Origin of the sequence: Rhizobacter sp. Root1221, assembly GCF_001425785.1 — a bacterium.
GTDB lineage: Bacteria > Pseudomonadota > Gammaproteobacteria > Burkholderiales > Burkholderiaceae_C > Rhizobacter.
On sequence record NZ_LMDI01000076.1, the window covers coordinates 156,784 to 169,079 of the forward strand.

Below are 12,296 nucleotides of genomic sequence, written 5' to 3' on the forward strand. Positions count from 1 at the left end.
CTCCCGCTCAGTTCGCAGCGGCCGACGCGGCGCTGGAACTCAAGGTCTGCCCGCCGCTGACTGCAGCCGGGCTGCCGTCGACCACGCGGACGACGTCTCCGTCGCCGAGGAAGCCGCCGCCGCCAGCGACGACCCGGGCAGATGCGTCGATGCCGCCCGTGATCTCGACGCGGTCTCCTGCGCGCCGGCCGACGGCCACCTTGGTCTGCACGACCTTCGAGTCCGGGCCGACGCGCAGCACGTAGCTGAATCCGTCTCGCTGCAGCACGGCACCCTGTGGCAGGGTGAGCGCCTGGCTCTGACCAATCTCGAACTGCCCGCGTGCAAACGTGCCGGCACGCGCCGGGCTGCCCGCCGGAAGGTCGACGTAGACCACGCCGTTGCGCGTTTGCGTGTCGACCGACGGTGCCACCATGCGCACCGCGCCCCGGACCGGCTCGCCGCCGGTGGGGACGATGTGCACCGCCTGGCCGAACTTGAGTTTCGCGAGGTCCGCAGCCGCAACCTCGGCCCGCCATTCGAGCCGCCCACGCCGGATCATGCGGAACAGCTCCTGCCCAGCCGGCAGGACCGCGCCCACCGTGGCGCTGCGCGCCGAGATCACGCCGTCGTCCGGCGCGAGAACCTGCGTCTGGGCAAGACGAAGCTGCTGGGTCGTGGCGACGGCCTTCGCGGCGTCGAGGCGCGCCTGCGCGGTGTGCTCGGCGGTGATGTACTGGTTGATCACCTGCGCCGACAGTGCGCCGGTTGCCTGCAGGTCACGGGCTCTCTGCGCGTTGGCCGAAGCGTCCGCCAGTGTTGCCGCGGCCTCGGCGACGGTTGCCCGGCTTTGCGCCAGTTCGGCACTCATGGTGTCGCCGGCAAACCTCGCGAGCAGCTGGCCACGCCGGACCACATCGCCGACATTGACCTTCACGTCGGCCAGGCGCAAACCGTTCGCCTCGGTGCCGATGCTGGCCTCCTGCCAGGCCATGATGTTGCCGTTCGCGGAAATCCTGATCGGCAAGGTGGCTGGCTGCGGCGTCGTGACGGCCACCGAGAGCGCGGGCTTCGGCGCCGCGGCGGGCCTCCCGCCGCCTGGCTCCGCGGCCGTCACGGCGAGCGTCACCGGCACGGCGGTGAACGCCGCGACCAATGGCGCGGCAAAGAGGACGAGTCGGCTTCGATTGTTCATCATGTGTTCCTGTTGCAGTGCGTGGCGGCTTGTGTAGCGGCCTGCACGTGGGCGGCGGGTAGGTTGGGCGGGGCGGGGCTTCAACTGCGCGGCGCTGGCGACGAAGCAACTGGGGCCTCGCCGGCGGACCAGCCGCCACCCAGCGCGCGATACAACGCAATCCAGGCCGTCACACGATCGCGCTGCAGCTCGATCGAGGCGCTCTGGGCGCCCACCATGCTGCGGCGAGCGTCCTCGAGCTCGAAGAGGCTGGCAGCGCCTGCGCGGTAGCGCGATTCGGCGGCCTTGAACGAGCGCTCGAAGCCATCGACGGCCGTACGCGCGTCCTCGCCTCGCTCGGCCGTGCTTTGCAGCGTGACCAGCGCGCCTTCCACTTCGCGCACGGCACTGCGCAGCGTGGCGGCGTAGACGACGGTCGCGGTTTCATAGCGCACGCGGGCCGCGTCGGCGTTCGCTCGCCGCGTGCCTGCGTCGAACAGCGGCAGCGTCACGGCGACCGGGCCGACGCTCCACACCGTGCCGTCTGTCTTCACGCCGCCGCTTTCGACGTGCAGGTTGCCGATGCTGCCGGCCAGCGTCACGCGCGGCCAGCGCTGTGCCTGCGCCTGCACCGACTCGGCACTGGCAACGACGACGTCGCGTGCGGCCGCGTAGATGTCGGGACGCTGCGCCAGCGTCTGCGCCGGAACCGCAGCCACGCTGAGTGCGGCGGGTTGCGGCATCCGGGCCGTTGCGACGGCCGCGTCGCGGCGCAGCGCTTCCTCATCGAGCGCGGTGAGCGCCACCAGCGCCTTGATCGAAAGATCACACTCGGCGCGCCGCTGCGCCAGCGTCGAGCTGCCCTGCGCCGCACTGGCGCGCGCGAGATCGGCCGCCGCGGGCGCCTCGAAGCCGGCGTCCGCTGCCAGGCCGGTCAGGCGCGACGTTTCTGCACGCGACCGGGCATCCAGTTCAGCCTGGGCAGCCTGCGCCTCGCATGCGCGCAGTGCCACGTAGGTGGTCGCGATTTCGGCGGCAACCGAGACGCGCGCGTCGTGCCACATCGCTTCGCTGGCCTCCAGCCGGGCTCGCGCGGCATGGGCGCCCGCGCGGTTCGCGCCGAAGAAGTCGAGTTCCCAGTTCGCTTGCAGGCCTGCCGAGGCCGTGCTGCCGATCGGCGGGCCGAGGTCGGAGCGGCCTCGGCTCCCGCTGGCAGTCGCATCCAGGGTTGGCAGAAGTGCAGCGTCGCGGGACACGCGCGCAGCGCGCGCATCGGCAATGCGTGCGGTGGCCTGGGCGACCGTCGGATTGGCTTGCTGGCCGGCATCGATCAAGCGCAGCAGGAGCGGGTCGTCGAAGCGCGCCCACCATCGATGCAGCTCGGCGAGTTGCGCGCCGTGTGGCAGTGGGGCGTGCCACTGCGCGGCAACAGGGCCTGCGGCGCTCCCCGCCACAGGCGATTGAACCATCGGCGCACAGCCGGCGAGCTGCATGGCCGCCGCAAGCCCCAGCGCGGATGCGAGCAAGCGCCGCTTGCGGTGCAGCAACGCTTGCAGGAACGCCGTGCGGCGTGGCGGGAACATCGAGGAGACAGGAGCGAGCTCGGCGGACGGCATGGAATGGAATGGCCTCGTAGCAACAGGCCGGGACTGTCGGGCCATGCGTCTTTCCGAACACTTACCGGCCGACGGGGCATTCAAAAGGTTTTGCGGCAAGTGTTCGGCAATCCTGCACAGCCCCCCGTCATGGCCAGCGACACGACGAGGCACGCGTGCATTGGGGTGTGTAGGATGCCGTGTGGCCATCAACAGGTCATGCATTGGCGAAGAAGAACGACGCTCGACCAAGCCATCGGCAACCAGTAAGTGCGCGGTAAGAGGGGCCCATCGAAAATTTCGGCTCCTCAACAGATCGCGCGGAAATCCACTCATGCCGTCAATGAACTTCCTTGTCTCGCCCTCCCGGGTCCAACTTTCCCGCGCGACCATCGCCTCCGCCTTCACGCTTGGCTTGTGCATGTCCTTGCCGGGTGTTGCTGCCGAACAAGCCGCCAACAAGGCGTCCGCGGAGTCTTCGTCCTGGGGCCTCGGCATCGGCGTGCTCAGCACGCAGAAGCCCTATGCCGGGATCGATCGCGACAATTCGGGCCTGCCGCTGATCTACTTCGAGAACAAGTACGTGCGGGTGTTTGGCCCGGGTGCCGAGATCAAGTTGCCCGCGATCGACATCAGCAGTTCCCAGCGCATCGACTTCAGCATCCTGGGCAAGTACGACGGCAGCGGCTACAAGGCGGACGACGCACCCATCCTCAACGGGATGAGCAAGCGCAAGAGCGGCTTCTGGGTTGGAGCCGGCGCAACGTGGCACAACGACGTGGTGGATGTCGGTGCCGAGTGGCTCGCCGCTTCCGGCAACAGCAAGGGGAACAGCTTCAGTCTCGGGCTGGAAAAGACATGGCAGCTCGGCGAACGTGTGAGGCTCACACCGCGCCTGAAGGCGAAGTGGGTGGACAAGAAGTACGTTGACTATTACTACGGCGTTCGCGACGATGAGGTTCGCGCCGGCCGTGCGGCCTACGTGGGCGAATCCGCCGTCATGGGCGAACTGGGTATCCGCGCAAACTACCGGTTCGATTCGCGGCATTCCATCTTCACGGACTTCGGCGTCACGGCACTGCCGAAGGAAATCAAGAACAGCCCCCTGGTCGATCGTTCCACCGAGAACCGTGTGATGCTGGGCTATCTGTATCGCTTCTGATGAACCGCATTCTCCTGGTCGAGGATCATGAGCGGCTGGCCCAGCTGGTGTGCAAGGGGCTGGACGCCGCGAGCATCGCAGCCGACGTGGTCGGCCGCATGGATGCCGCCTGGGCAGCCCTCCACCAGATGCCCTACGGCGCGCTGGTCGTCGACCGAGGATTGCCTGACGGAGACGGGCTCGCCTTGCTGCAACGCGTGCGAACGTCCGGCCTCGGCGTCCCGTGCCTCCTCTTGACGGCGCGGGATGCCTTGCACGATCGCGTGGAAGGCCTGGAGGCCGGTGCCGATGACTACCTGGCCAAACCGTTCGCGATGGAAGAGCTGGTTGCACGCGTACGTGCCTTGCTGCGACGTCCCGTGGAATGCCGGCCGGTCGAGGTTTCCCATGGCGACCTGCAGTTGAAAGCCAACGCCAGCGCTGTTTGTTGCGGCAACGAATCGGTCACGTTGGCTCCAGCGGAAATGCAGATCCTGCTGCTGCTCGTGCACAAGAATCGCGAGCCGCTGCGTCGCAGCGCACTGGAAGCCGCTGGGTGGGGCTTGGGCCACGCCGTCACGCCAAATGCGCTGGATGTTGCACTTCACCGTCTTCGCCGCAAACTGCTCGCGATCGGCTCACGGCAGCGCATCGTCAATGTGAAAGGCCTCGGTTATGCGCTTCGTGAAGCCGGCGTGGCTGAATAGCCTCAGCCTGAAGGTACTGTTCGCATACCTGATTGGCATGGTGCTCAGCATCGGGCTGATCGCATTGGTCAGTGTCACGGTACTGACCGTGCGCAGCGATTTCGTGTCGGCCACGGACCTGGCCGGACGCACGCAGGAACTGGCGGACGTGCTGCAGTTCGATGACGCCGGGATGCCCGTCGGGTTCGATTCGAGCGAGGACCATGCGGCATGGATGTATGAGAGCCTGAAGCAAGAGACGGCGTATCGCGTGCTCGACGCCTCCGGGCGTGTCGTGCTGTCCTCTGCTGCGGGGGAAGCGTTCTGGAATGGCGCTCCCCGCCAACTCCGGCCAGGCGGCTTTGCGTTCGAACACGGGGGATCATCGATGCATGGCGCGACGGCGCCTGTCGAACACGGTGGCCGAACCTGGTACTTTCAGTTTGCAGCGAGCCAACGGCTCACGGATTTGATGTACCAGCAATTCGCATTGCCGTTCATGGGCGCTGGTATCACGGTGTTCAGCATCGTCTTGCTGTTCGTTTTTGGCGGATGTGCCTATGTCACGCTGGGACACACGCTCAGGCCGCTGCGAGACGTTTCTGCCTCCGCTGCAGCCATCTCTCCAAGCTCCATTCATGCCCGGCTGCAGCTTCGCGGCGTGCCGTCCGAGGTTGTGCCACTGGTGGAGAGCTTCAACCGTGTGCTCGAACGGCTGGAGCACGGGTTTCGCGTTCAGCAGGAATTCCTTGCGACGGCGGCGCATGAACTGAAGACACCGCTCGCGTTGATCCGTGCGCAGATCGAATTGAGCAACGCGGGCGCCGACCGCGATGCATTGCTCAAGGACGTCGAGCACATGACACGCCAGGTTCAGCAGTTGCTTCTCCTCGCCGAGGCCAGCGAGGTTCAGAACTACGCCTTCGCGCCGGTCGACGTGCGAGACGTGACGAACGAAGTCGTGGCCTACCTGGAGCGCATGGCCCAGGCGGCTGGCGTGAGGATTTCAGCACCTGACCGCACCGAAGCCATTCAATGGCTCGCCGACCGAGGGCCGCTCTTCACCCTGCTGAAGAACCTGATAGAGAACGCCATCCAGCATGCCCCGCGGGGCAGCGAGATCAAGGTGGAAATCAGCGACGAGAGCCTGACCGTTCGAGATTGGGGGCCCGGGGCAGAGCCGGAGCAACTCTCGAAGATGTTTGCGCGCTTCTGGCGTGGTGAACACCGCCGCGACGAGGGAGCCGGTCTCGGCCTGGCCATCTGCCAGGAGATTGCGCGGGCGCACGGATGGACGCTGTCCGCGCACCGGGCCGAGCCCGGCCTGCGGTTTCTGTTGTCCCGGTCGAATGCGGAACAGGCAGTCTCGTCGTGACGCCATTGCGACGTCGTTGAAACCGTCAGTGACTGTTCATTCGATCGAACAAGGCTTCGCCATGCTTTCGCGTATTCGCGGCCATGCCCACCAGGATCTCGTCCAGGTCGTTTTCCAACTTGGCGAGCGCTTCGGCAGCGAAGTCTTCCGGTGACATCATCTGTTGACGGCTTGTTCCCTCGCTGCGATCGCCGCTGCCCAGCCCGGTGCCGACGATGGGCGGCACCATCTCCACGACCCTGATGCCAGTCGCTCTCAACTGATGGCGCAAGCTGAGCGTGAAGGAATGGAGCGCCGCTTTGGTGGCGCAATAGACCGGAACGTCCGCCATCGGCGAGAACGCGAGTCCCGAGCTCACGTTGACGATCCATGCCCGCGGCTGTTGCCTCAACAGCGGCAGCACTTCACCGATCAGGTGGATGGGGGCGGTCAGGTTGGTCGACACCTCCTGGTCGAGGTGCTGGAGCGCCGTGGCAGCGGTGAAGTCGCGGCGGTACTGGACACCTGCATTGTTGACCACGATGTTCAAGCCGGGATGAGCGTCGTTCAGCCAGGTCACCAGGGCCCGGCGACTTTCCGGGTCAGCAACATCGCAGATCCGCGTGATCAGCGTTGGCGCCAGTGCCTTCGCCCTCTGCAGAGCGTCTTCGCTTCGTCCGCAAATGATGACGCGATTGCCTCTTTCCAACAGCTGCCGCGCAAGCGCGAAGCCAATGCCGGTTGCGCCGCCGGTGATGAGGGCTGTGTTTGCAGTCAGATCCATACTCGAACATCCTTTCGGTCAATGTGTGCCGTGCGTTCCGCTTCCTGCGGGGCATTCTTGTTTGCAGGATCCGCGGCGCGGTAGCCAATTGCTCCCGATTGTTTGCACGATCCGACTGCTGGCAGGAAGATCAGCCCACGAGGCACCTGGCGCTCACTATGATTCGACGATGGACGCCGAATTTGAACGGGTGCGAACGCACATCGCGACGCGGATCGCGCAGCGCACGGCAGGCCATGGGCCGTATGCCACCGCCATCCCCGGCCTGAGCCTGTATCGTCATTCCGAGGTGGGCGGGCCGATCAGTTGCATGATCCCGCCCGCCATCGCGGTGCCCGTTCAAGGCGCCAAGTGCGCTCACTTCGGATCCGAGTCCTACGCCTACGACAGGCACCGCTTCCTGATCACCGCGCTCGACCTTCCGGTGGTGTTGCAGGTGGCGGAGGCCTCGGCCGATTCACCTTATCTGAGCGCCGTGCTGCAGCTCGACGCGAGGGTGATCTCGGAGTTGATGCTGGAGAGCAATCTGCGGCCTTCCGACCGCCACGGGGTACTCGAGCGAGGCATGGTGCTCGGGACAACCACCGTGCCCCTTCTCGAAGCCTTCGACAGGCTCGTCGGACTGCTCGACGAGCCGGAGTTGATTCCGGTGCTGGCGCCGTTGATGCAGCGCGAGATCTTCTACCGGGTCCTCCGCAGCGAGAGCGGCAAGTACCTGTGGCAGATGGCTTCGATCGGAAGTCAAAGCGAACGCATCGGCCGCGCGATCGAGTGGGTGAAGGCGAACTTCCATGAGCCGCTCCAGATCCAGGAACTCGCCAGCCGGGTGGAGATGAGCCCGTCCAGGTTTCACCACCACTTTCGGCAGTTCACGTCGATGAGCCCGCTCCAGTTCCAGAAGTGGCTGCGGCTGACGGAGGCCCGGCGCCTGATGGTCACCCAGAACCTGGACGCCGCGGCCGCTGCCTATCAAGTCGGCTATGGAAGTGCGTCGCAGTTCACCCGGGAATATGTGCGCCAGTTCGGGATGCCGCCGCGCCGCGACGTCGACCGCCTGCTGCGGCAGGCCACGGCCTGATGCAGTCCGCCGAACCCGGGCTGTGACCCGGCCACGTCGGGCAGTGCGGCGCGCCCCAACCTGTTCGATTCATCTTTTCCAACCAAGGAACGTTCCATGAAGCTGCTTTGTCTCGATATTCCCCAGCCCGGCGCCAGCCTGGAGAAGTACCAACCCCACATGCTTGACGAAGTCCGCCACACCTGGGGGCTCTACAAGAGCGGCATCGTGCGCGACATCTACTTCCGCCAGGACCGGCCCGGCGTCGCGATCATCGCCGAATGCGATTCGGTCGAAGCCGCGCGGAAAGTCCTGCGCGAGTTTCCGCTGGCCCAAGCCGGGCTCATCGATTGGGACGTCATTCCGCTGGGTCCCTTTGCAAACTGGGAAGCGCTTTTCTCACCCGGCAACGCTTGATGCGCCAGGCCACCTTGATTTCGCCTCAACAAAGGAACCTGCAACCATGACCAAGCAAGCGGCTGAACTCAGGCCCGTCCTTTTCGTCGTCACCAGCCACGCGGTAAAGGGAGCGACCGGCATCTCCACCGGCTACAACCTGGCCGAAGTCACTCACCCCCTGGAAAAATTGCAGGCGGCGGGCATTCGCGTGGCGTTCGCCTCTCCCCAAGGCGGCGACGCGCCGCTGGATGGCCTGGAAGACATGCAGGACCCGGTCATTGCCCGCTATTGGGCCGACACCAACTTTCGCCGCGACATCGCCCACACACTGCGGCTGGATGACGTGGATCCCTCGCGTTACTCGGCCATCTTCTTTGCCGGTGGTCACGGCACGATGTGGGACTTCCCCGACAGCGCCGCCGCGCAAAAGGCCATCCGCGACATCGATGCGGCGGGCGGCATCGTCTCGGCGGTGTGCCACGGCCCGGCGGCCCTGGTCAACGCGCGCCGCGCCGACGGCAGCCTGCTGGTGGCGGGCAAGCGGGTGGCGGCGTTCACCGATGACGAAGAAGAGGAAGTGCAGTCCACCCACGTCGTGCCCTTCCTGCTGGCCTCCACGCTCGCCGAGCGCGGTGCGCTTCACCAGAACGCCGCGAACTGGGCCGACAACGTGGTGGTCGATGGCCGGCTCATCACGGGTCAGAACCCCCAGTCCGCCGCGAGGCTGGGCGAAGTGTTGCGCGACGCGCTGCTGGCCTGAACGGCCGCCGGGCATGAAGGAGGGCCATCCATGAAGCTGATCTGTGTCGAAGAGCACGTGCTCGATCCTGCCATCGGTGCGGCCACGCAAGGCTTCGTGCGCACCGAGGCGCCCTACCTGCCCGACTGGGGCAGCCGCGTGATCGATGGCCGGCAGGCGAGCCCGACCGGTCGCCCGCATGTCATCGCACCGAGCGAGTCTGCGCGCAAGGCGCTGGACATGGGCGAGGCGCGCCTGGCCGACATGGACGCGGCAGGCATCGACATGCAGGTGCTCTCCTACGGCGGGTTCCCTCAATTGCTGCCGGATGCGCAGGCCATCGACCTGAATCGCCGTGCGAACGACAGGTTGGCCTCGACGGCGCGAGCGCACCCCACGCGCTTCGCCGGATTCGCCACGCTGCCGTGGCAGGCGCCCGAGGCGGCCGCACGCGAACTGGCGCGGGCGGTGAACGAGTTGGGCCTCAAGGGTGCGCTGATCAACGGTCGTCCCGGCGAAACCTTTCTGGACGACCCGCGTTACGCCCCCCTCCTCGAAGCCTTCGATGCGTTGAACGTGCCGCTGTACGTTCATCCCGGCTTGCCACTGCGCGCCGTGCAAGCGCCGTACTACGGTGGCTTCGAGCGCGAGCTCGGCGCGCGGCTGTCCATGTTCGCCTGGGGCTGGCACAACGAGGCGGGCATCCAGGTGGTGCGCATGCTGCTGGCAGGCGTGTTCGACCGCTACCCCAGGCTGCAGGTCATCAGCGGCCATTGGGGCGAGATGGTTCCCTTCTTCCTGCAAAGGCTGGAGGACGCCATCCCGCAGGAAGCTTCCGGCCTCATGCGCCCGATCGTGCAGACCTATCGGGAGCACGTGTTCGTGTCGCCCAGCGGCATGCTCACGCTGCCGCACTTCCAGTTCATCCACGCGGTGATGGGGCCGGAACGCATCCTGTATTCCATCGACTATCCCTACCAGAGCCTGGACGGCGCACGCGCCTTCATCGAGCGCCTGCCGCTCGACGACGTGGACAAGGCCCTCATCGCCCACGGCAACGCCGAGCGGCTCCTCGGTTTGTGATCGAATTTCGAGAGAGCCGTCTCGACGCTGCGGGACAAGCAGGACCACCACCGTGCTCCTGCTTGTTTCGCCATCAATCGATCGTGATGACGAGTCGCCCCGTGACATGGCCTTGCGCGCTCAGTTCGTGCGCGGCGGCAATGCGGTCCAACGGAAAGACTCGCTCTACGGGCAAGGTGAACGATCCAGCGGTGAACAGTGCTGCAGCGCCCGCCAGCGCCTGGGTCGAGTCCTTCGGCTCGAACGATGTCTTCACGCCGTGTTGAGGTGCCGTGGGGTCTGTGATCGACAGGACCCTCGAGGGGTCGCCGCCGGTGATCGCCACCAACTCCTGGATGATTCCAGAGCCGGCGATGTCGAGTGCCGCCTGCACACCTTCCGGCGCAAGGGCCGCAACCCGCCCGGCCAAGCCGGGACCGTAGGTCGTCGGGATGGCGCCCAGGGAGCGAAGGTATGCATGCTTCGGTTCGCTCGCGGTGCCAATCGTGCGGATGCCGGCGGCCCTGGCGAGTTGGATGACCGCGGACCCTACCCCGCCGGCAGCACCACTGACCAACAGCGTCTCCCCTCGCTTCACCCCCACCTGGTCGATGATCCGTGCGGCCGTCTCGACCGCCACGGCGAAGCCCGCGGCTTCTTCGAAGGAGAGCCCATCGGGCTTCAGCGCCCACTCTTGCAGGATCGCATACTCGGCCATCGTGTGGTGCCCCTTGCCGAACACGGCATCGCCCACCGACACGCCGGACACGCCATCGCCAACCGCATCAATGACACCTGCCGCGTCGAAGCCACTCCCGGCCGGCAGCGGGATGGGCATCATCTCGCGCATGTATCCAGCCCGCAGTTTCCAGTCGATCGGGTTGACGCCGGCCGCCCTGACCGCGATCCGCACCTGGCCTGGACCAGGCTCGGGCACATCGATTTCTTCAATCTTCAAAACCTCTGGGCCACCGTAGCTGTGAAACCGCACTGCTTTCATTTGAGCATTCCTTGTTTGACGTTCGTGAATGGCGTGGGCATCGAAGGCGCCAATGGCCGCCGCACGCGTGCGGACCAACCGCCAGTTCCTGTCCACGCCGCCATTGTTCGGTGGCCCATGCACGGCGCATAGCCCAGAAAACTTGGACACGATGTCTCGCAGATGGAACACTCATTGGATATCACCGCACTCGCCGACTTCAACCTTGTTGCGACCCACGGCGGGTTCGGGCGCGCAAGCCGTGCCAGCGGGCAGCCGAAGGCCACGCTGTCTCGCCGCGTGCGGGCGCTGGAGGAAAGTCTGGGCGTTCGCCTCGTCGAGCGTGGTGCCCGCAGGCTGAAGCTGACGCCGGAGGGCGCAGTTCTGCATGCGCGAACCGTTGATCCTTTCGGCGAGATCGCGCAGGTGGCGCAGGAACTGAAATCCGGCATCGGCCGGCCGCGCGGCGTGTTGCGCGTCAGTGCGCCACTGCTGTTCGCGCTTACCGCGATGGGGCGTCTGGGCGCAGCGTTCCTCAGCGCCCATCCCGAGGTGCGGCTGGAGGTGACCGCGGAGGACCGCCTCGTCGACCTCGTGGGCGAAGGATACGATGCCGTGGTGCGCTTCAACCCGCGGCCAGACGACGCGCTGGTTGGCCGCCGCTTCATGAGCGACCAACTGGTGCTCGTTGCGCCGCCCGGCCTGCGCCAGCCGCAGGCCGATGCATCGGCGCCCGGCGATGCCGAACTTCCGGCGATCGTGCGCACCGGCCGCACCGAGGTGGGACCGTGGACGGTCGTCGACGAGGCAGGATGCTTGCGTACCTACCACCCACGGCCGGTGCTGTGCTTCTCGACCCCGCTGCTGATACGAGACGCCGTGCTCGCTGGCGCCGGCGCCGCCGTGGTGCCCCGCTCTCCGGTGGCCGAAGACATCGCTGCCGGACGCCTCGTCGAGTGGGGCGTGGTGCAGGCGCCGCCAATCGAAGGCTGGGTGCTGCACGCATCGCGCCGGCTGGTGAGCCCCAAAGTGAGCGCGTTCGTGGATTTCCTGTGCGAGCACTTCGCCTGATGTGCTGACTTGATATCCGCCGGAATCAAGGAGGCCAGCGTTTGATCCGCCGCCGCCTCAGTAGTGCGGCGGCAGTTCGTCGCGCAGGCTGCGGAAGCTGCCGGCGTCGGGCGCGGGCATCTGCTGGCGCAGGTTCGCCAGCTCGCGGGCGAGCTGGTCGATCTGTTGCTGCTGCCGCGCCACGATCTCGTTGAGCGAATCCACCAGGTCCTCGGTGTAGCTCGCCTTGATCTCGAGGTCGGTCAGGCGCTGGTCGGTGTCGTGCGGTTGGTCCAT

At 66.3% G+C, this 12,296-nt stretch carries 13 protein-coding genes; 8 read left to right on the top strand and 5 right to left on the bottom strand.

Annotated elements, in window-relative coordinates:
• Positions 1 to 7: 7 nt before the first annotated feature.
• Together ASC87_RS30120 and ASC87_RS30125 are read right to left on the bottom strand one after the other, a co-directional pair.
• The gene (locus ASC87_RS30120; protein WP_157604466.1) at positions 8 to 1,174 is read right to left on the bottom strand and encodes an efflux RND transporter periplasmic adaptor subunit; all 1,167 of its coding nucleotides are present in this window, start codon (positions 1,172 to 1,174) and stop codon (positions 8 to 10) included.
• An 80-nt stretch (positions 1,175 to 1,254) separates the two neighbouring features.
• Positions 1,255 to 2,769 carry an efflux transporter outer membrane subunit gene (locus tag ASC87_RS30125; protein ID WP_235582350.1) on the bottom strand — a complete coding sequence of 505 codons (1,515 nt, stop codon included), beginning with the start codon at positions 2,767 to 2,769 and terminating at the stop codon, positions 1,255 to 1,257.
• Between the two features lie 181 nt (positions 2,770 to 2,950).
• Between ASC87_RS30125 and ASC87_RS30130 the strand changes: the two genes are divergently transcribed.
• From ASC87_RS30130 to ASC87_RS30140, 3 genes are read left to right on the top strand one after another with little or no spacing between them, the layout of a single operon-like run.
• Positions 2,951 to 3,910 carry a MipA/OmpV family protein gene (locus ASC87_RS30130; RefSeq protein ID WP_200954594.1) on the top strand — a complete coding sequence of 320 codons (960 nt, stop codon included), beginning with the start codon at positions 2,951 to 2,953 and terminating at the stop codon, positions 3,908 to 3,910.
• Positions 3,910 to 4,596, top strand: a complete 687-nt coding sequence (locus ASC87_RS30135; protein WP_056672191.1) for a response regulator transcription factor — start codon at positions 3,910 to 3,912, stop codon at positions 4,594 to 4,596. Before ASC87_RS30130 ends, ASC87_RS30135 begins: the two co-directional genes overlap by 1 nt.
• Positions 4,565 to 5,950, top strand: a complete 1,386-nt coding sequence (locus ASC87_RS30140; protein ID WP_056671997.1) for a HAMP domain-containing sensor histidine kinase — start codon at positions 4,565 to 4,567, stop codon at positions 5,948 to 5,950. Before ASC87_RS30135 ends, ASC87_RS30140 begins: the two co-directional genes overlap by 32 nt.
• A 25-nt stretch (positions 5,951 to 5,975) precedes the next feature.
• Here ASC87_RS30140 and ASC87_RS30145 read toward each other — a convergent pair whose 3' ends face one another.
• Positions 5,976 to 6,713, bottom strand: coding sequence for an SDR family oxidoreductase (locus ASC87_RS30145; RefSeq protein ID WP_056671999.1), 738 nt, complete (start codon positions 6,711 to 6,713; stop codon positions 5,976 to 5,978).
• Between the two features lie 61 nt (positions 6,714 to 6,774).
• Here ASC87_RS30145 and ASC87_RS30150 point away from each other — a divergent pair, with 61 nt between their 5' ends.
• The 4 genes from ASC87_RS30150 to ASC87_RS30165 all read left to right on the top strand — a co-directional run bounded on the left by ASC87_RS30150 (position 6,775) and on the right by ASC87_RS30165 (position 9,991).
• On the top strand, positions 6,775 to 7,791 hold the full coding sequence (locus tag ASC87_RS30150; protein WP_235582351.1) for an AraC family transcriptional regulator: 1,017 nt from the start codon (positions 6,775 to 6,777) through the stop codon (positions 7,789 to 7,791).
• 96 nt (positions 7,792 to 7,887) lie between these two features.
• A complete protein-coding gene (locus ASC87_RS30155) occupies positions 7,888 to 8,187 on the top strand; it encodes a hypothetical protein (RefSeq protein WP_056672005.1) in 300 nt (99 codons plus the stop codon).
• Between the two features lie 46 nt (positions 8,188 to 8,233).
• Entirely contained in the window at positions 8,234 to 8,929 is a 696-nt protein-coding gene (locus ASC87_RS30160; RefSeq protein WP_056672009.1) for a type 1 glutamine amidotransferase domain-containing protein, read from the top strand.
• Positions 8,930 to 8,959: 30 nt separating this feature from the next.
• Positions 8,960 to 9,991, top strand: coding sequence for an amidohydrolase family protein (locus ASC87_RS30165; RefSeq protein WP_056672012.1), 1,032 nt, complete (start codon positions 8,960 to 8,962; stop codon positions 9,989 to 9,991).
• 73 nt (positions 9,992 to 10,064) lie between these two features.
• Here the strand turns inward: ASC87_RS30165 and ASC87_RS30170 are convergent, their stop codons facing one another.
• Positions 10,065 to 11,120, bottom strand: a complete 1,056-nt coding sequence (locus tag ASC87_RS30170) for an NADP-dependent oxidoreductase (protein ID WP_200954596.1) — start codon at positions 11,118 to 11,120, stop codon at positions 10,065 to 10,067.
• Between the two features lie 12 nt (positions 11,121 to 11,132).
• Between ASC87_RS30170 and ASC87_RS30175 the strand changes: the two genes are divergently transcribed.
• Complete coding sequence (locus tag ASC87_RS30175) at positions 11,133 to 12,020, top strand: LysR family transcriptional regulator (protein WP_235582352.1); 888 nt, start codon at positions 11,133 to 11,135, stop codon at positions 12,018 to 12,020.
• A 57-nt stretch (positions 12,021 to 12,077) separates the two neighbouring features.
• Here ASC87_RS30175 and ASC87_RS30180 read toward each other — a convergent pair whose 3' ends face one another.
• Positions 12,078 to 12,296 (bottom strand): SlyX family protein, encoded by a 219-nt coding sequence (locus ASC87_RS30180; protein WP_056672022.1) that lies wholly within the window; start codon positions 12,294 to 12,296, stop codon positions 12,078 to 12,080.